We start from the raw sequence: 17,733 nt of genomic DNA on the forward strand, positions 1-17,733 counted from the left end.
ACGCATCGCGGTCATGAACATGCTCGTCACCCCCACCTCGCCCGCTACGCCGAACGGCACCACACGTCCGCAGGTCCGCATCGTCATCGTCGGCCATGTCGACCACGGCAAGTCGACATTGGTCGGCCGCCTCTTGCATGAGACCGGCAGCCTGCCCGACGGCAAGCTCGAAATGCTGAAGGCCGTCAGCGCGCGGCGCGGCATGCCGTTCGAATGGTCGTTCCTGCTCGACGCACTCCAGACCGAGCGCGACCAGGGCATCACCATCGACACCACGCAGATCCGTTTCCGCACCAATTCGCGCGACATCGTGCTGATCGATGCGCCCGGCCATGCCGAATTCCTGCGCAACATGATCACCGGCGCCTCGCAGGCCGATGGCGCGGTGCTGATCATCGACGCGCTGGAAGGCGTTCGCGACCAGACCCGCCGTCACGGCTATCTGCTGCATCTGCTCGGCGTGAAGCAGGTCGCGGTGGTCGTCAACAAGATGGATCGCGTGGATTTCAGCGCCGATCGCTTCAAGGACATCAGCGACGAGATCTCGGCGCATCTGAACGGCCTCGGCGTCAAGCCCACGGCGGTGATCCCGATTTCCGCACGCGACGGCGACGGCGTTGCCGAGCACACCGACCGCATCGGCTGGTACAAGGGACCGACCGTGGTCGAGGCACTCGATCGGCTCGAGCCGGCGCGGCCGCTGGAAGCGCTGGCGCTGCGCCTGCCGGTGCAGGCGATCTACAAGTTCGACGACCGCCGCATCGTGGCGGGGCGTATCGAATCCGGCAGCCTGATTGCCGGCGACGAGATCGTGATCATGCCCGCCGGCAAGATCGCCAAGATCAAGAGTGTCGAGAGCTGGCCGGTGACGCCGGCGCTGCTACGTCAGGGCGCCGGCCGCTCGGTCGGCATTACGCTCGACCGCGAATTGTTCATCGAGCGCGGCGATATCATCGCGCACGCGAACACTGCCCCGCGCGAAACGCGTCGGCTGCGCGCGCGCATCTTCTGGCTGCACGACAAGCCGCTCGCCAAGGGCGACCAGCTGCTGGTGCGCTGCGGGCCGAAGGAAAGCCGCGCCACCGTGGTTGCGATCGAGAAGGCAGTCGATCCCGGTGAGCTCTCCAGCAGCGAAAACACGGCGATCGGCCGCAACCATGTCGGCGAGATCGACATCTCACTGTCGAGCTCGATCGCGACCGATCCCTACACGGAGAATCCGCGCACCGGCCGTCTCGTGATCGAGGTCTCCGGGCGCATCGCCGGCGGCGGCCTCGTGCTGTCGGTCAATGCCGGCCAGCGCGCCGTGCCCGTCGATATCGTGCCGGTGGAATCGGCGCTGCGCCCCGATGAGCGTTCCGCGCGCTATCGCCACAACGGCGCCGTGGTCTGGCTCACCGGCCTGCCCGCCTCCGGCAAGTCGACGCTGGCGAAGGCGCTGGAGCGGCGCCTGTTCACCAATGGCGGCTCGCCGATCCTGCTCGACGGCGACACGCTGCGGGCCGGGCTCAACAGCGATCTCGGCTTCTCAGCACCTGATCGCAGCGAGAACATCCGCCGCCTCGCCGAGGTCGCGACGCATCTTGCCCGCAATGGCCATATTGCGATCGTCGCCGCCGTCTCCCCGGCGCGCGACGACCGCGCCATCGCGCGCCGCATCGCCGACACCGCGTTCCGCGAGATCCATGTCGCAACGCCGGCTGAGGTCTGCGAGGAGCGCGATCCCAAGGGCCACTACAAGAAGGCCCGCGCCGGTGCACTCGCATCATTCACGGGCATTGGCAAAGACTATGAGGCGCCTCAGGCCGCCGAGCTCGTGATCGATACGTCGACGCGGACGGTCGCCGATGCGGCGGATGAGATCGAGCAGATGTTGAAGGCATCAGGTGTGCTGTTCGACGAAGTCGTGGACCTCGCCGCGAATATATGAGGCGCGTGCTCCTTCGAGGGCACACTCCGCAGCTCACGAACGGTGTCGTCCTGGCGAACGCCAGGACCCGTACCGCGTGATCTCTCGACAACGGTCGGCCGAACTACCGGACATCGATCCTCCGCCAAACTCCTCCCTGGGGTAATGGGTCTTGGCGTTCGCCAGGACGACGAGAGAGATTGCCCCTTAGCTTCTGTGGGACCGGGCTCGACTGGCCGCCCACCTTTTCTTGACATTTTGACAAGCCTCTGGGGGTCTTCTCACCGCCCCGATTTTGAGGCTAATAGGTCCCGAAAGCCGCCCCAAGCGGGCGCATTTTGCTGCTGTCGGGTCAAAAGCAGCCAAAAACAGCCATTTCCAACAAGAAAGCCCATCATGAAACGCGTCGACGCCCACGGATTGCAGATCGCCCCCGTCCTTTTCGATTTCATCGCCAAGGAAGCCGCCCCGAAAACCGGGATCGCGCCGGATGCGTTCTGGGCCGGGGTTGCAGGGATCATCAAGGACCTCGGGCCGAAGAACCGCGCGCTGCTGGCGGTCCGCGACGCGCTCCAGGCCAAGATCGACGACTGGCACCGCGCCCACAAGGGCAAGGCGTTCGACCTCGACGCCTATACCGCTTTCCTGAAGGAAATCGGCTATCTCGTCCCGGAGCCGGCGACGCAGAAGGTCGAGACCGCCAATGTCGACGAGGAAATCGGCAAGATCTGCGGCCCGCAGCTGGTCGTGCCGCTCACCAATGCGCGCTACGCGCTGAACGCGGCGAATGCGCGCTGGGGCTCGCTCTATGACGCCTTCTACGGCACCGACGCGATCCCGCACGATCCGTCCGAGAGCGGCAAGGGCTACAACAAGGCGCGCGGCGACAAAGTGATCGCCAAGGCCAAGGCGTTCCTCGACGCGGCCGTGCCGCTCGCGACCGGCAGCCACACCGACGTCACCGCCTATAGCGTCGTCGCGGGCCAACTCGCGGTGAAGCTGAAGAGCGGCAATGCCACCGCGCTGAAGAACGCCGCGCAGTTCGCCGGCTTCCAGGGCGACGCGGGGGCACCTTCCGCCGTGCTGCTCGTGAACAACGGCCTGCACGTCGAGGTGACGATCAACCGTGGCAGCGCGATCGGCAAAGACGATCCGGCTGGCGTCGCCGATATGGTGATGGAGGCCGCGGTCTCCACGATTCTCGACATGGAAGACTCGGTTGCGGCGGTCGACGCCGAAGACAAGGTGCTGGTCTACCGCAACACGCTCGGCCTGATGAACGGCACCTTGTCGGCAGATTTCGAGAAGGGCGGTAAGACGCTGACGCGCTCGCTCAACGCCGACCGCTCCTACAAGACGCCTGACGGCAAGGGCGAGGTCAAGCTGCACGGCCGCAGCCTGCTCCTGATGCGCAATTGCGGTCACCACATGTTCACCGACGCGGTGCTGGACGAAGCCGGCGAGGAAGTCCCCGAGGGCCTGCTCGATGCTGCCGTCTCCGGGCTTCTTGCCATTCACGACCTCAAGGGCAACTCCAAGGTCAAGAATAGCCGCACCGGCTCGGCCTATATCGTCAAGCCGAAGATGCACGGCCCGGACGAAGTCTCGTTCACCTGCGAGATTTTCGACCGCGTCGAGAAGATGTTGTCGCTGCCGGAGAACACGCTCAAGGTCGGCATCATGGACGAGGAGCGGCGCACCACCGTCAACCTCAAGGCCTGTATCCAGCGCGCCTCCAAGCGCATCATGTTCATCAACACCGGCTTCCTCGACCGCACCGGCGACGAGATCCACACCTCGATGGAAGCGGGCCCGATGATCCGCAAGAACGAGATGAAGGCGCAGGCCTGGATCAAGGCCTATGAGGACTGGAACGTCGACATGGGCCTGATCCACGGCTTGCCCGGCCATGCCCAGATCGGCAAAGGCATGTGGGCTGCCCCCGACAAGATGGCGGACATGCTGGCGCAGAAGATCGCGCATCCCCAGGCCGGCGCCACCACGGCGTGGGTGCCCTCGCCGACCGCGGCGACCCTGCACGCGCTGCATTATCACCAGGTCAACGTCATCGCGCGCCAGCAGGAGCTGACCAAGGGCGGGCCACGCGCCAAGCTCTCGGACATCCTCACCATTCCGGTGTCGAAGTCGAACTGGGCGCCCGATGACGTCAAGCAGGAGATCGACAACAACTGCCAGGGCATTTTGGGCTACGTCGTGCGCTGGATCGACCAGGGCGTTGGCTGCTCCAAGGTGCCCGACATCCATGATGTCGGCCTGATGGAAGACCGCGCGACACTGCGCATCTCCAGCCAGCATCTCGCCAACTGGCTGCACCAGGGCGTCATCACCGAAGCGCAGGTGATGGAATCCTTGAAGCGCATGGCCGTCGTCGTCGACAAGCAGAACGCGGGCGATGCGATCTACAAGCCGATGGCGCCCGCCTTCGACGGCGTCGCCTTCAAGGCCGCCTGCGACTTGATCTTCAAAGGCCGCGAGCAGCCGAACGGCTACACCGAGTACATCCTCACCGCCCGCCGCCGCGAAGCGAAGGCGCTGGGCTGATAGATCAGCTTACGCGACATCAAAGCCCCGGTGTGAACCGGGGCTTTTTTGCTGGGCATCCGGCCTGCGGCCACTTGGTCCCGCTAGAACACCGCGAGATATTTCAGCAGCGAGACGATGCCGATGATGATGACGATGACGCGCGCGATCTGCTTGGCGCGGCCGTCCATCGGCAGCATGTTGATCAGATACAGCACGAGAATGACGACGAGAAAGGTGACGAGTACGCCGACCAGCATCGCGAGGCCCCCTTCAGGCAAATTGCTAACGAGACCCTAACGCCTGTCTCGCGTCCAAGTTCCATCGACGCAACCTATTGCAACTTCTGGTAAATGCGTAATTCTACCGGCACACGGCCTGCCTAAAATTTTACCCTTTTCATTTCAGATGTCGAAACCGTGCGCTCCGCGCTGCGAACGGTATGTGATTGCCGATCCGCTCACACCCCATTGCTCTCGATTTTGCCCGGGCGTCGCGGCCGAACCTTGAAATGGGAATTGGGGAGACTTCGATGCTCAATCGCCTGACCGTGTCCGCGCTTCTGAAGGCCGTGATCGCGATCACGTCGATCTGCGTGGTGATCGCGCTGTCGCTCACCGCCTGGGACTCATGGAATCGTCTCAAGACCACGAACCGCATTTCGCAGATCGCCGATGCCTCCGCCGATCTGTTCAAGGCGATGCACAATCTACGCACCGACCGCTCGACCACCAACCGGCTGCTCAATTCGACCGAGCCGATGGATTCCGAGATCGAGAAATATCTGCGCGGGATCCGGGATGCCGAGATGCCTGCCATGGCGCACGCACTCGAGCTGCTCCCGACGATGGACTTCCCGCAATCCGGGACGATGGTGCCCGAGCTCGCGCGTCTCCACAAGTTGCTGACCGATGAGCAGAAGCAGTTCTGGGAGGACGTCGCCAAGCCGAAAGCGCAGCGCCGCGCCGGCCTGCCGAAGGAATACATGGAGACGACGCAGGGGCTGCTCGACACGCTCGACAAGCTCTCGAACGTGCTGGCCGCTGCCGTCAATCACCAGGATGCTGCGATCGATCAGTTGCTCGCGATCAAGCAGAACGCCTGGCTGCTCCGCAACACCGGCGGCGAAGCTTCGCTGATCATCTCGACCGGGCTCAGCGCCGGCCGTATCGCACCGGAAGCCCGCCTCGCCTACACCCAGTTCGTCGGCGGAACGGCCGCAGCGTGGAAGGCGGTGGAATTGTCGGCCTCGGGGATGCAGCTTCCGCCGGCGCTGTCATCCGCTCTGACCGCGGTCCAGAGCGCCTATTTCGATCCGCAATATCTGGCCCTTCGCGATCGCCTGGCGAATGCACTCACCGCGGGTGAAAAGGCCGAGATGACCGCCAATCAGTGGACGCCCGTCACGGTGGGCCGCCTGTCCGCCGCGGTGGCCGTGGCCGAGACCGCGCTCGACGCCGCCAGGAGCTACACGCAGGAACAGCGCTCCGCGGCGCAGCGTGCGCTGACCGTGCAGCTGGTGCTGCTGGCGCTCGCTATCGGCCTCGCCGTCGGCGCGAACGTGCTGATCAGCCGCCGCGTGATCATTCCGCTCAACATGATCCGCGACGCCATGCTCAAGGTCGCCGGCGGCGATCTCGCCGTCGACAGCGGCTATCTCGATCGCAACGACGAAATCGGTGCGCTCGCCGGCGCGCTGGAGACCTTCAAGCAGCAGGCCGCCGACAAGCTCAGGATCGAGGAGCATGAGCGCGAACGCAATGCAGGCGCTGCCGCCCGCCAGCGTGCCGTGGAAGCCTATGTCGGGGAGTTCGAAGGTGCGGTGCGCAAGACGCTGGGCGAGCTGAACGATGCGTCGGGGCGGATGCGCAAGACGTCGGGTGACCTGTCCGCCGTGTCGCGCCAGACCAACGACCGCGTGCAGATTGCCGGCAAGGCCTCCAGCGACGCCTCGATGAGCGTCGATAGCGTTGCGGCCGCTGCAGAAGAGCTCTCGGCCTCGATCAACGATATCAGCCAGCAGGCCGCGCATGCTGCCGGCATCGCCGGCCGCGCCGTCACGCAGGCACGCGAGACTGACGGCACGGTGCAGGGCCTGCAGAAGTCGGCCGGGCGCATCGGCGAGGTCGTCGGCCTGATCAACACCATCGCGGCGCAGACCAATCTGCTCGCGCTCAACGCCACCATCGAGGCCGCCCGCGCCGGCGAAGCTGGCCGCGGCTTTGCCGTGGTCGCCTCGGAGGTGAAGTCGCTGGCGAGCCAGACTGCGAAGGCGACGGAAGAGATCTCCGAACAGATCGCCGACATCCAGAAGGTCGCAGGCGATGCCATCCACGCGATCCAGACCATCGGCGGCATCATCGGCGAGGTCAACGAGGTCGCGACCGCGATCGCCGCGGCCGTGCAGGAGCAGGGTGCGGCCACGCAAGAAATCACCCGCAGCACGCAATTCGCGGCGCAGGGCACCCGCAATGTCTCCGACAACATCACCGGCGTGAAGGCCGATGCGGATGCCGCAGCCGCGGCGGCCGACAATGTGAAAAGCGCCTCCGAGATGCTGGAATCCCAGAGCAACCAGCTCGGCCACGAGGTCTCCGACTTCCTCGGCAGGATCCGCGCAGCGTAAGCCGCGCTACTCCTTCGCGACCACCGGCACCTGGCGGAACTTGGCGCGCATCTTCTCCGGGAGCGGCGAGAAGTTCATCGCGACGCCGCGGCGGTCGTTGGCGTTGCGGTTGGCGACGACCAGGCCGTCGCTACCCGCAACGATGTCGCCCTTGCGCAGGGTCGGGTCGTCCTCGATCTTGACCTGCGCAAGCCCGACGGGATCCTTGCCATTGCAAGTGCAGCCCGCGACAATCTCATTGCGATAGCGGAAGGCATTGGGCAGGTCGGAATAGGACTTGCCCTTGTCCGTGGTGGCATCGTCGATATCGTTGCCATAGACCAGGGACGTCTCTGAAGCCGGGCAGAAGCTCTTGCAGGATTGTGCCTTGCTTTCGGCATCCGCACCTTGCGCCGGGAAATAGCGGCCATCGCAGCCGCGCACGCAATAGGCCGTGCCGCCGCCGTAGGAGGCGCGCTGGCGCGGCGCATCATAACGCGGCATGTCGTCGCTCGGGGAGGGTACGCGAATCTCCGGCGGCGGCCGCATGCGGAAGCCGCCGAACAGCGCCGAGAAGAAATCTTCCGCATGCGCTGCAGGCGTCAGCGTCAGGCCGAGGGAAGCGATCGTGACGAACGCGGCCGTCCCCCCAGCCAGCTTGCTGATCGAACGTCTCATCATGTGACCTCGCTTCAACTCTTAGTCCACTGTCGACGACGGGATGTTCAGCGCCTGGCGTCCCGAGGGCGACGTCGTCACCGCCGGTCGCTTGCGCACCGGATCACCGCCGCGCGCCATCAGCGGCGCGTTCTTCGGCAGCACCACGACCTTGGCGCCGACGCTGACGCGGCTGAACAGGTCAGTGACATCCTCATTGGTGAGGCGGATGCAGCCGGACGAAACGAACTTGCCGATCGTGGTAGGATCGTTGGTGCCGTGGATGCGGTATTCGCTGGAGCCGAGATACATCGCGCGCGCACCAAGCGGATTGCCCGGGCCGCCTGCGACAAAGCGCGGCAGATAAGGCTGGCGCGCGATCATCTCTGCCGGGGGATGCCAATCCGGCCATTCGGCCTTGCGGCTGATGCTCTGCACGCCCGACCAGGTGAATCCCTCGCGGCCGACGCCGACGCCGTAGCGCATCGCGCGCCCGTTACCGAGCACGTAATAGAGATAGGTGTTGGCGGTATCGATGACGATGGTGCCGGCGGGCTCATTGCGGTCGAAGCTCACGACCTGCCGGCGCAGCCGATCGGGCAGCACGGCATCTTCGTCGGTGGCCTCGGGCGCCTCACTGGCATAGCCCTGCGAAATAATGGTCTGGTCCTGAGGATAGGTCTGCGGCTGTAGCGGCGCATAGCCAAATGTCTGCGCGTGAGCCGCGAATGGCACGGTCAGCAAAGCTGTCGCGAAGGCACAAGCGGTGACGACGCGCGGCGAGAAGCTGCGACGGACGACGGAGAACTTTGTCATGTGCTGCCCCGTTGGATGTGTGCATCTGGGTGATGCTGCTGGCCGGTAAACGCTGGAGCGCCGACTCAAGTTCCGCCGCCATCTGCGGCGGACGTGTCACAGTCAAGCGAGCGCAACTTCACGAAGCCGCGATGGAACCCCGGCACCCCACGCGCGTTCTCCTGTGAGCAATGGGCGCGCGGAGGCTTCCGTGCGGGGAGAGATATTGTGCGCGTCCTTCCCAGTGAACGTCTGGTTTCCGGCAACGACGAGAGTTCTCCGCTTCCCGACAGCCGCGCCGAGCTGCCGCCGGTGATCCGCCGCACCGAATTTGTCGCCTTTGCGCTGGCCGGCTTGCTTTTGATCGCAATCGTCGCCGTGCTCTATGTCGCCAAGGCGTTTTTCCTGCCTGTCGTGATGGCCATGGTCGCCGGCACCATGCTGTCGCCGGCCGCCACCTTCCTGGAAAAGCGGCGCGTGCCGCGCGCGATCGGCGCCGTCCTCATCGTCATTTCGGTCACCGCGTTGGTTACCTTCGTGGTCGCACTGATCGCCGCACCCGCCATGGAATGGAGCTCACGCTTGCCGGAGCTTGGGGCGCAGCTGAAAGACAAGCTTCACGTCTTCGACCGGCCGCTTGCGCTGTGGCGCGAGCTGCAGACCATGATCGGCGGCTCCGAGGGACTGCCAGGCTTCCAGCTTCCCAAATTCGATTGGGTGCAGCCGACGCTGGAATTCCTGTCGCCGACTTTCGCCGAATTCCTGCTGTTCTTCGCCACCCTGATCCTGTTCATCGCAAGCTGGCGGGATTTGCGACGCGCCTTGATCATGACGTTCGGTGAGCGCGACGCGCGGCTGCGCACCTTGCGAATCCTGAACGAGATCGAGGTCCATCTCGGCAACTATCTGCTGACCGTGACCGTGATCAATATCGGCGTCGGGATCGCGACAGGCATCGTGTGCGCCGTCACCAGGATGCCAAATCCGGCCGGGCTCGGCGCGCTTGCGGCTGCGCTCAACTTCATTCCCATCATCGGTCCGGTTGCGATGTTCGTCATCCTGGCCATCGTCGGTGTCGTGGCCTTCCCGACCCTCGGCAGCGGCCTGGTTGCCGCAATCGCCTTCGGCGGTATCACCTTCCTGGAGGGACATTTCGTCACGCCGACCATCATAGGTCGCAGGCTGGCGCTGAATGCGCTGGCGGTCTTCATCGCCCTGGCCTTCTGGACATGGCTGTGGGGGCCGATGGGCGCGTTTCTGTCCTCACCGTTGCTGATCGTCGGGCTGATCCTGAAGGAGCATCTGCTGCCGGAGAACTCGCCGCAGCTTCCGCAGTCGTGAGGCCGCCGCGAACGGAACTTCCCCGAAGACGAAGCGTTTTCCGGCTATCTCCGCCGACAGTTTTTGGAGCCCCTTGATGTCAATGACCAATGGCGAAGCTGGGTCGAGAGACTGGATCGACAAAGCCACCGCAGAACGCCTCGAGAAGGATGTAGCAGCCGTGAAAAGCGATATCGCCGCCCTCACCGATCAGATCACCGACGCCCTCAACACCTTCGCCAACGCCACGGGCAAGCAGGCCCGTCGCGGCTACAAGCAAGCGCGCGACAACATGGATTCAACGCTCGACGATTTCTCGGAGCGCGGCAGCGCGATGATGGACGCGGCGCAGGATGCCTATGGCTCGATCGAAGAGACGCTGGAAGACGCGATCACGCAGCGGCCGCTCGCGACCGTCGGTGTCGCGCTCGGCATCGGCTTCCTGATCGGCTTCGCCTGGCGTCGGTGAGAAGGCACTGTTCTTGGGAGTACGGCAGCGCTTCGGCGCTGCCAACGTCGGCTTGTGATGATGCGGCTTGCGGGAATTTGAGGAGCTAGGCCATGTTTCAGCGTATTCTCGACGGCATCAGTGCCTCCACCGGCACGACTGTCCGTCTGACTTCGCTGGCAGCGGGCGCGGCCTTCGCCCTGTTCATCGCCACTTGCTTCCTGTGCGCGGCGGCCTTCATCTCGGTGCTGCAGAAATATGGCCCAGTGCAGGCCTGCCTCGCAGGTGCCGGCGTGTTCTTTCTGCTGACCCTGACCGCTGCCGTGAGCTATTGGGCCTACAAGCGGGAATTGCGTCGCGAGGCGCGTATTGCGGCCGAGCGCGCCGCGAAGGCTGCCCCGAGCATGCTCGCCGATCCCATGCTGATCGCCACCGGGCTGCAGATCGTCCGCGCCATCGGAGTCAAACGGCTCCTGCCGATCCTGGCGATCGGAGGCGTTGCGCTTGGAATCATGGCAAGCCGCGTCGGTGTCCCCGACGAGGCGCCGCCAGAACCTGCCGAATAGGACCGCAGTGCGCGAAGATAGGTCGGCAACGCGTTAAGAAAGTTGCGCCGATGACCGGGCAGGCACGCTCACGCCAGCTCGACGGCCCACGTCTGCGCAATATTTCATCATAGGCAGATAATCCGAGTGCCTTCACGGAATCGCTACTCGGACAGGCAGGCGGTTGCCGTTAAAAGCATCGCCCTGATTCCACATGAAATATTAGCAATGAAGCCGTCCGTCAAGGCGAACCTCGCCGCATATCATCACGACGCCAGGCTCTATTTGACGCTCGGCATTGCCAACTGGTCGGTGTTCGTCGACCACATCCCGAATAATGTCGTCAACCTGCTGACGCTGCGCAATTTCGGCTTCAGCGGCGCCGCTGATTTGTTCGTGTTCGTGGTGGGCTATGGCGTTGCCATCATCCACGGCAGGATGGCGTTGGAGCGCGGCTATGTCGTCGCGGCAACCCGCATCTTCCGCCGCGTCTGGCGGCTCTATGCCGCCTATGTCGTGCTGTTCGTGATCTACATCGACACCATCGCTTACGTCGCCTCGCAATCGATGGCGCCGGAGATCATCAGCGAGTACAACATCTCGGGAATTCTCGAGCATCCGCTGCGCATCCTGGTCCAAGGATTGGTGCTCCAGGAAGAGCCACTCAACCTCGACCTTCTGCAGCTGATGATTCCGCTGATGGCGTTCTTCCCCCTGGCCTTGTGGGGGCTGCTGCGACGTCCGAACCTGACTCTGGCGGCGTCAGTCGCGTTGTATCTCGCCGCGCGCTGGTTCGGCTGGACCTTTCACGCCTATCCCGACCTGGAATGGACATTCAATCCGTTGTGCTGGCAGATGCTAATGGTGCTGGGCGGCTGGTTCGCCGTTACCGGTGCGTCGGGTCATACGCTTCACAGGATCGCCTGGCTTCGCATCCTCGCCGGCACCTACCTCGTGCTCGCGATGGCCATCACCTTGATGCGCCATTCGCCTGCGCTGTCCACCTATTTGCCTGACATCGTGCTCAACGGCATCTGGCCGACCGACAAGGAAAATCTCGCGCCCTATCGCGTGATCCATTTCCTCGCGCTCGCCTTCCTTGCGACCCATCTGATTCCGTCTGACCATCCCGGGCTGCAATGGAGGTCGCTCAAGATGGTGATCAAATGCGGCGAGGAATGGCTTGCCGTGTTCTGCATCGGCGTATTCCTGTCGTTCGCCGGCCATCTCATCCTGATCACCGGCGCCAATCTGGTCGCGATGCAGATCGGAGTGAGCCTGGCCGGCTTCGCCGTGATGACGGTAGTGGCCTATTATATCTCCTGGTCGAAGCGCCAGGACGAGCCGGCTGCCTTGCGGCAACGGGCCTGATCATCGATCGATTTTGCTAGGCCAGAGACCTCCGCTGCGCTATGCGGGATGAGGTGGCGGCTTGCGGGAATGGCGGCCTCTGCGCAAGGAGAGACCGGCTGGTCATGGCAAAAGACGCGAGCGATGCGACCGAGGGTGCGCCCCGGCGCGGCCGGCCCCGCTCGATCGAAACCACCAACGCCATCCTCGAAAGCGCCTATGCGCTGATGGCCACGACCGGCCTTGCCACGACCACGATCGATGCCGTGGCGCGCCACTCCAATGTCTCCAAGATGACCATCTACAAATGGTGGCCGTCGCGGGAGGCGCTGCTGATCGACGCCTTCCTGCATCACGCCGCCCAGATGCTGCCGCTGCCGCCGGCGAGCGCCGGCACGGCCGCCATGCGCGCGCGCCGCCATGCCGTGGCCTATGCCGAGGCCCTGCAGGGCGAGTTCGGCAAGGTGCAGCTCGCCGTGATCTCCGAATGCATCTCCAAGACCGGCTCGGCGGAGCTGTTCTATGCTCGCTACCTGCAATTCCGCCGCGACGCGTTGGTGGAGATGATCGCGACCGGTCAGCGCGACGGCAGCATTCTCGCCGAAGCGCCGGCGGAAGACCTCTACGACGCCATCTATGGCAGCCTGTTCTACCGCTACGTCTTCGGCATCGCGCCGATCACGCCTGGATATGCGCGGTCCCTGGTCGACCTGGTCTTGCGGCCGAAAGGCTGAAGCCGGCGCAGGATACGGCACGTCTCACGCCACTTTCGACAGGAGCATCGTCTCATCATGATCAAGCGCATCTTGCCCTACGAAGGGTTGCTCCACGAGGTGGTCGAGCACGGCGGCGTTCTCTACATCGGCGGAATCGTCCCCGAGGACGCCAGCCTCGACATGTTGGGTCAGGCAAACGATGTGCTTGGGCAGCTGTCGCGTCTGCTCGAAACGCTCGGATCCGACATGGCCAACGTCCTGCAGGTGACCATCTTCATGACCGATCTCGGCGAGAAGGCTGCGTTCAACGCGGCCTGGAAGGCGCACTTTGCGGGAGCTCATTTGCCGGCGCGTGCCGCCGTCGGCGTCGCCGATCTCGGCCCAAGCGTCAAGCTCGAGATGACCGCCATCGCGGCTCGCGCGAGCGCCGCCTGACGCGCGGGCGACAAGCCTGCTTCCAGCCTACTTCGGCGGCCGCACCGGTGCGGATATCTTGTCCGTGCGATCGCGCTCGGTCATGTCGACGACCGTCTCCATCGGCGCAGTCAGCTCGTAGACATAGGAGACGTCGGTAAAGTAGCGCTTGGCGTTACCGCCGAGCGCTTCGGGAGCGACGCGGTCGAGCAGGATCAGGCCGAAATCCGAATCCGGGCGACGCGTCGCCTCGCTGGTGTTGAACTCCTCCCAGCGGAAATGAAACACGGTCTCGGGCTCCTCGCCCGTCACCGTCCAGTTCGCGGTGATGTGCGGATGCTTGCCGACCAGCGACAGGCCTTCGTCCGAGTGCGAGGCGAGCTCGAAGAACAGCAGTGACAGGCTTTGCGCGGCGCGAGCGCTGACGGCGATGTCAGGTCCGCTGACGGCGATGCGGTCGGCGTGCGGAATCGCGCGCGCCTCGAACAAGCCCTTCAGCTTGACGCCCTGCCACTGGCTCTCGCTGAGCAGCGAGACCACGTTGGACATGGCGTGGATGCGGCCGATCAACAGCTCGCGGGCGACGTCGATGTCGGAGCCATGGCGCAGCGTGCGCGTCACGATCGACTGGATCACCGCCAGGATGTTCTTCACGCGGTGATTCAGCTCGTCGATGACAGCCGTCAGCCGCCGCTCGAAGCCGATCCGTACCTGGATTTCGCGGCTGAGCCTCAAGTTGTTGTAGGCGACGTAGCCGAACAGGCCGCACACCATCGCGGTGATGGCGAAGCCGATCGCCGCCACGATGATCGCGGTCTGCTCGGCGCGCCGCGCCGAATTGGTCTTGGCGTAATAGCCGAGCTGCCAGTCGCGGCCGCCGAAGGAGACGGTGCGTGTTGCCGATGGCGCCGGCCCGTCCGACGCCATGCGCGTGGAGACGACGCCCTGATCGTTGGCAACGAGCTCACTACCTTCCTTGCGCGGATCCTTCAATGCGACCGAGAACAACGATAAATCGTCATTGGTCAGCATCAGCGAGGCCAGCTCGTACGAAAACGTGATGAAGCCGACCGGCTCGGTCGCCCCCTCGGGAATGACGGGCGCGGCCACGATGATGCCGATCGGCCCTTTGCCGCTCAACAGCGGGATCGGGTCTGAGGCCACCGACCGCTTCTCGATCCTGGCCCGGGTCAGCATCGCGTTGCGAACAGGATCCTGGTCGTAGCTGCGGCCCGGCAGCGTTTTGGTCTCGTCGCTGCGCGGCTCGAGGTCCATGAGCACGTCGATCGGCTGGGTCAGGCTTGCCGGGTCGATCGGCTGGTCGTTGTAGTCACGGATCTGCGGCTTCGGGAAGCCGGCGGCTGCAATCGCGTTCTGCGCCGCGGCGAGCTCGCTTGGCCGAAGCCGCGCAACCCAGCCGGCCACCACGAAGTCGGTTTTGAAAGCGTAGATCGCGGAGCGCAGCGGCTCCAGCATGTTGGGCTTCAGCACCGATGGCGCGCGGAACAGACCTGAGGCGACACGCGCCAGCAGCTCACGCTCGGTTGAACGTTCCTGGACGAGGCTCGCATGAACGTCGATCGCGCGCGCCAGCGCGATCCGGTCCAGCGCCAGTTCCTGATCGTGGACACGATAGGCCGCCAGCCCTGAGAGCAAGGCTCCGAGCAGAGCAATGAAGCCGATGATGAAACCCAGCCGGACCACGCGGACTACTCAGGCGAAGGCAGGAGGTCGGCAATAAACACGGAGCATATGAACGCCGCTCGAACGGCCATGTGCCGAAACAGGGTGGACCCCAGTGGCGGGGATAATGACGGAGGAGACATCTGTACGCAACTTGGGTCCCCCAAAAAGCTTAATCCGCCCGGCCGATCGTCTGGCCAATAGCGGCTTTGCCCGGGCACCGGAGGTAGATAATCGCCGTGTCCGAAATTTGTTCCGCAAACGCGGATTTGCCTCAGGCGTTAACGGCGGAAAATGCCTGCGCCATGTCGCCGCGGCCCATCAGCCCGTCCGCTTCAATCCACCCTTGGTCTCGATGAAGCCGACGATGCGGTCGAGCCCCTCGCTCTTCTTCAGATTGGTCATGACAAAGGGGCGCTCGCCGCGCATCCGCCTGGCGTCCGTGTCCATCTTCTCAAGCGACGCACCGACGTGGGGCGCGAGGTCGATCTTGTTGATGACCAGGAGGTCTGAACGGGTAATGCCTGGGCCGCCCTTGGACGGGATCTTGTCGCCGGCGGCAACGTCGATCACGTAGATGGTGAGGTCGGCAAGCTCCGGGGAAAAAGTCGCAGCGAGATTGTCGCCGCCGGATTCGATCAGCACGAGATCGAGGCCGGGGAATTTGGCGCGCATGTCCGCGACCGCCGCGAGGTTCATCGAGGCGTCCTCGCGGATCGCGGTATGCGGGCAGCCACCGGTCTCGACGCCGGCGATGCGATCCGGCGTCAGCGAACCCGAGCGAACAAGGAATTCCGCATCCCATTTGGTGTAAATGTCGTTCGTGATCGCTGCGATGTCGTATCGCTCGCGCATGGTCTTGCAGAGCAGATCCATCAGCGCGGTCTTGCCCGATCCGACGGGACCGCCGACGCCGACACGCAAGGGGCCGTGAGAAGTTGCCATGGATTTTTCCTATCGTCGTCCTGGCGAAAGCCAGGACCCGTTACCACCGAATTCCGTTGTTGCGGCAAGTTGGAGCCACATCCTTACATAACCAAAAGCATTTGTGGTTATGGGTCCCGGCCTTCGCCGGGACGACGATGGGGTGGCATCGTGCCTCACGAGCGAAACAGCCGCGTATACTGCGTCTCGTGCCGCAGGCTGGCGAGATCGGCGCGGAAGGTGGCGCTGCCGAGATCGTCCAGTGTCGCATTCAGCGCTCGATTGGCCGTTACAGCGACCGCGGCTTCCAATTTCACCAGCACGCGCTGGCTGTCGGTCTGGCCGAGCGGAATCAGCCGGCTCGCCGCGGAAATCCAGTTCGAGACCAGCGCATGCAGGAAAGCGTGCAGCGTCGGCGCAAGTGGCACGCCGTGCGCCGCAGCGACCACGCCGACCGCGACGGGATAGACCAGTGGCGTGCGGCATGCCGTGACGATGGCATCCAGGCCATCCGTATCCCAGGCGGCGCGGGAAATATCGATGAAGGCGCGGCCCTGCGATGTCGTCTCGAGCTGCCGCTCGCGCGACGGCACGAAGGCGGCGGCAAGCTCGGCGATGTCGCTCAAGGAAGCGTCTTCGCCAGCCTCGGCGGCACGATAGGCCTGGACCAGAAAGGTCGCATCGCAAAAGCCCGAACCATCGCTGAGCATCGCATCGAGCCAGTCGGCAAGCGTCGCGATATCGGTGATATCTCCCGCTTCGACCGCCCATTCGATGCCGCTGGAATAGGAGAAGCCGCCGACGGGAAACGCCGGCGAAAGCCAGGTCATCAGCCGGTAGAGCGCCGCGGCCTCGCGTTCGGCGAGGTCGCCCGCGCCGACAGGCTCATTTGTGGTCATGAGCATGCTTGTGGCCGTGACGATGGTCGGGGTGGTCGCAATGCTCGTCGTGGTGATGGTGATGATCGTGCCCATGGTCATGCGCGGAATGATCATGATCGTGGCCGTGATGATCATGGCCATGATCGTGATGAGCGTGTTCATCATGGCCGTGCGCATGACCGGCATCTGCGTAAGCGCCGCCTTCGGGATCGAACGGCGCCTCGATCTCGACCACCTTAGCGCCCAGCCCTTTCACCATCGCCTCGATGACGTGATCACGGCGAATGCGCAAGGCTTTGGTCATGAGCTGCGTCGGCAGATGGCGATTTCCGAGATGCCAGGCGACGCGGATGAGATGTTGCGGATCGCGGCCGCGGATCTCGAGCAGCGGCTCGGGCGCCGCTACCACTTCGACGAGCCTTCCGTCCTCCAGCACCAGCGCATCGCCGCCGCGCAGCGCAACCGCATTCTCCAGGTCGAGCAGGAATTCGAGGCCCCGCGTCCCCGTCATCGCCATGCGGCGGCGATGCCGATCGTCGAAATCGAGCACGACCGTATCCGCCGGCGTTTCCGTGAAGCGGTGCTGTCCCTTAATCTGCGTCGCCCGGATCATGCGGTGTTACCTCGTCTCGACCTTCTCGGGCGTGATGTATTCGATCTTCGGCGGCGCCGTGAAGCATTTCACCGCGACCCGTCCGAACGTCTTCATGTGCTCCTGCGTCCGATGCGGCCCCAGCGCCTCCATGTTCTCCCATTGCTCGACGAATACCATCTTGGTGGGATCGGTGACGCTCTCATGCAGATCGTAGGCGATATTGCCGGGCTCCTTCCGCGTCTCCTTGATGCAGGCAATGGCGGCTGCGATGAATTCGGCGCGGGTTTCGGGCTTGATGGTCAAGGTGGCAACGACGTAGATCACGAGAAATCCTCCCGGCTTTTCTTCTA

17 protein-coding genes are annotated in these 17,733 nt (G+C 64.2%); 9 read left to right on the forward strand and 8 right to left on the reverse strand.

The annotated features are described in order from the left end of the window. Window positions 1-13: 13 nt before the first annotated feature. Together cysC and Q0687_RS21710 are read left to right on the forward strand one after the other, a co-directional pair. Window positions 14-1,930, forward strand: coding sequence for an adenylyl-sulfate kinase (cysC, locus tag Q0687_RS21705; protein ID WP_298881049.1), 1,917 nt, complete (start codon window positions 14-16; stop codon window positions 1,928-1,930). 375 nt (window positions 1,931-2,305) lie between these two features. After that, window positions 2,306-4,471 carry a malate synthase G gene (locus Q0687_RS21710; RefSeq protein WP_298881052.1) on the forward strand — a complete coding sequence of 722 codons (2,166 nt, stop codon included), beginning with the start codon at window positions 2,306-2,308 and terminating at the stop codon, window positions 4,469-4,471. Between the two features lie 83 nt (window positions 4,472-4,554). Here Q0687_RS21710 and Q0687_RS21715 read toward each other — a convergent pair whose 3' ends face one another. Beyond that, a complete protein-coding gene (locus tag Q0687_RS21715) occupies window positions 4,555-4,710 on the reverse strand; it encodes a Thivi_2564 family membrane protein (RefSeq protein ID WP_008546817.1) in 156 nt (51 codons plus the stop codon). 272 nt (window positions 4,711-4,982) lie between these two features. Between Q0687_RS21715 and Q0687_RS21720 the strand changes: the two genes are divergently transcribed. Continuing rightward, the gene (locus tag Q0687_RS21720) at window positions 4,983-7,076 is read left to right on the forward strand and encodes a methyl-accepting chemotaxis protein (protein ID WP_298881067.1); all 2,094 of its coding nucleotides are present in this window, start codon (window positions 4,983-4,985) and stop codon (window positions 7,074-7,076) included. Between the two features lie 6 nt (window positions 7,077-7,082). Here Q0687_RS21720 and Q0687_RS21725 read toward each other — a convergent pair whose 3' ends face one another. Next, window positions 7,083-7,736, reverse strand: a complete 654-nt coding sequence (locus tag Q0687_RS21725; RefSeq protein WP_298881070.1) for a DUF2865 domain-containing protein — start codon at window positions 7,734-7,736, stop codon at window positions 7,083-7,085. A gap of 18 nt (window positions 7,737-7,754) precedes the next feature. Further along, window positions 7,755-8,528, reverse strand: a complete 774-nt coding sequence (locus tag Q0687_RS21730) for a L,D-transpeptidase (RefSeq protein WP_298881073.1) — start codon at window positions 8,526-8,528, stop codon at window positions 7,755-7,757. 207 nt (window positions 8,529-8,735) lie between these two features. On the opposite strand from Q0687_RS21730, the gene Q0687_RS21735 reads away from it, so the two are divergent. The 6 genes from Q0687_RS21735 to Q0687_RS21760 all read left to right on the forward strand — a co-directional run bounded on the left by Q0687_RS21735 (window position 8,736) and on the right by Q0687_RS21760 (window position 13,321). Continuing rightward, window positions 8,736-9,848 carry an AI-2E family transporter gene (locus Q0687_RS21735; RefSeq protein WP_298881076.1) on the forward strand — a complete coding sequence of 371 codons (1,113 nt, stop codon included), beginning with the start codon at window positions 8,736-8,738 and terminating at the stop codon, window positions 9,846-9,848. 76 nt (window positions 9,849-9,924) lie between these two features. Beyond that, window positions 9,925-10,296: a DUF883 family protein gene (locus Q0687_RS21740; RefSeq protein WP_298881078.1), complete on the forward strand. Its 372-nt coding sequence runs from the start codon at window positions 9,925-9,927 to the stop codon at window positions 10,294-10,296. 92 nt (window positions 10,297-10,388) lie between these two features. Further along, window positions 10,389-10,841, forward strand: a complete 453-nt coding sequence (locus tag Q0687_RS21745; RefSeq protein ID WP_298881081.1) for a hypothetical protein — start codon at window positions 10,389-10,391, stop codon at window positions 10,839-10,841. Window positions 10,842-11,048: 207 nt separating this feature from the next. Continuing rightward, the gene (locus tag Q0687_RS21750) at window positions 11,049-12,191 is read left to right on the forward strand and encodes an OpgC domain-containing protein (protein ID WP_298881084.1); all 1,143 of its coding nucleotides are present in this window, start codon (window positions 11,049-11,051) and stop codon (window positions 12,189-12,191) included. Window positions 12,192-12,295: 104 nt separating this feature from the next. Continuing rightward, window positions 12,296-12,904: a TetR/AcrR family transcriptional regulator C-terminal ligand-binding domain-containing protein gene (locus Q0687_RS21755; RefSeq protein WP_298881087.1), complete on the forward strand. Its 609-nt coding sequence runs from the start codon at window positions 12,296-12,298 to the stop codon at window positions 12,902-12,904. A gap of 57 nt (window positions 12,905-12,961) precedes the next feature. Further along, window positions 12,962-13,321: a RidA family protein gene (locus Q0687_RS21760; protein ID WP_298881090.1), complete on the forward strand. Its 360-nt coding sequence runs from the start codon at window positions 12,962-12,964 to the stop codon at window positions 13,319-13,321. A 27-nt stretch (window positions 13,322-13,348) separates the two neighbouring features. Here the strand turns inward: Q0687_RS21760 and Q0687_RS21765 are convergent, their stop codons facing one another. From Q0687_RS21765 to Q0687_RS21785, 5 genes are all read right to left on the reverse strand, one after another. Next, window positions 13,349-15,004 (reverse strand): HWE histidine kinase domain-containing protein, encoded by a 1,656-nt coding sequence (locus tag Q0687_RS21765; RefSeq protein ID WP_298881093.1) that lies wholly within the window; start codon window positions 15,002-15,004, stop codon window positions 13,349-13,351. A 300-nt stretch (window positions 15,005-15,304) separates the two neighbouring features. Beyond that, complete coding sequence (gene ureG, locus Q0687_RS21770; RefSeq protein WP_298881096.1) at window positions 15,305-15,928, reverse strand: urease accessory protein UreG; 624 nt, start codon at window positions 15,926-15,928, stop codon at window positions 15,305-15,307. Window positions 15,929-16,083: 155 nt separating this feature from the next. Next, entirely contained in the window at window positions 16,084-16,812 is a 729-nt protein-coding gene (locus tag Q0687_RS21775; protein WP_298881276.1) for an urease accessory protein UreF, read from the reverse strand. Beyond that, entirely contained in the window at window positions 16,793-17,401 is a 609-nt protein-coding gene (gene ureE, locus Q0687_RS21780; RefSeq protein WP_298881099.1) for an urease accessory protein UreE, read from the reverse strand. Before ureE ends, Q0687_RS21775 begins: the two co-directional genes overlap by 20 nt. Window positions 17,402-17,407: 6 nt before the next feature. Then, window positions 17,408-17,707, reverse strand: a complete 300-nt coding sequence (locus Q0687_RS21785) for a putative quinol monooxygenase (RefSeq protein ID WP_298881102.1) — start codon at window positions 17,705-17,707, stop codon at window positions 17,408-17,410. Window positions 17,708-17,733: the final 26 nt, after the last annotated feature.

This window comes from uncultured Bradyrhizobium sp. (genome assembly GCF_936928535.1).
Taxonomy (GTDB): domain Bacteria; phylum Pseudomonadota; class Alphaproteobacteria; order Rhizobiales; family Xanthobacteraceae; genus Bradyrhizobium.

What these genes read in the sequence shown, in the direction of transcription:
- ureG (WP_298881096.1), bottom strand. Translation starts at nt 15,928, where the DNA reads ATGGCAACTTCTCACGGCCCCTTGCGTGTCGGCGTCGGCGGTCCCGTC.
- Q0687_RS21760 (WP_298881090.1), top strand. Translation starts at nt 12,962, where the DNA reads ATGATCAAGCGCATCTTGCCCTACGAAGGGTTGCTCCACGAGGTGGTC.
- Q0687_RS21740 (WP_298881078.1), top strand. Translation starts at nt 9,925, where the DNA reads ATGTCAATGACCAATGGCGAAGCTGGGTCGAGAGACTGGATCGACAAA.
- Q0687_RS21755 (WP_298881087.1), top strand. Translation starts at nt 12,296, where the DNA reads ATGGCAAAAGACGCGAGCGATGCGACCGAGGGTGCGCCCCGGCGCGGC.
- Q0687_RS21745 (WP_298881081.1), top strand. Translation starts at nt 10,389, where the DNA reads ATGTTTCAGCGTATTCTCGACGGCATCAGTGCCTCCACCGGCACGACT.
- cysC (WP_298881049.1), top strand. Translation starts at nt 14, where the DNA reads ATGAACATGCTCGTCACCCCCACCTCGCCCGCTACGCCGAACGGCACC.
- ureE (WP_298881099.1), bottom strand. Translation starts at nt 17,401, where the DNA reads ATGATCCGGGCGACGCAGATTAAGGGACAGCACCGCTTCACGGAAACG.
- Q0687_RS21775 (WP_298881276.1), bottom strand. Translation starts at nt 16,812, where the DNA reads ATGCTCATGACCACAAATGAGCCTGTCGGCGCGGGCGACCTCGCCGAA.
- Q0687_RS21730 (WP_298881073.1), bottom strand. Translation starts at nt 8,528, where the DNA reads ATGACAAAGTTCTCCGTCGTCCGTCGCAGCTTCTCGCCGCGCGTCGTC.
- Q0687_RS21715 (WP_008546817.1), bottom strand. Translation starts at nt 4,710, where the DNA reads ATGCTGGTCGGCGTACTCGTCACCTTTCTCGTCGTCATTCTCGTGCTG.
- Q0687_RS21725 (WP_298881070.1), bottom strand. Translation starts at nt 7,736, where the DNA reads ATGATGAGACGTTCGATCAGCAAGCTGGCTGGGGGGACGGCCGCGTTC.
- Q0687_RS21720 (WP_298881067.1), top strand. Translation starts at nt 4,983, where the DNA reads ATGCTCAATCGCCTGACCGTGTCCGCGCTTCTGAAGGCCGTGATCGCG.
- Q0687_RS21750 (WP_298881084.1), top strand. Translation starts at nt 11,049, where the DNA reads ATGAAGCCGTCCGTCAAGGCGAACCTCGCCGCATATCATCACGACGCC.
- Q0687_RS21710 (WP_298881052.1), top strand. Translation starts at nt 2,306, where the DNA reads ATGAAACGCGTCGACGCCCACGGATTGCAGATCGCCCCCGTCCTTTTC.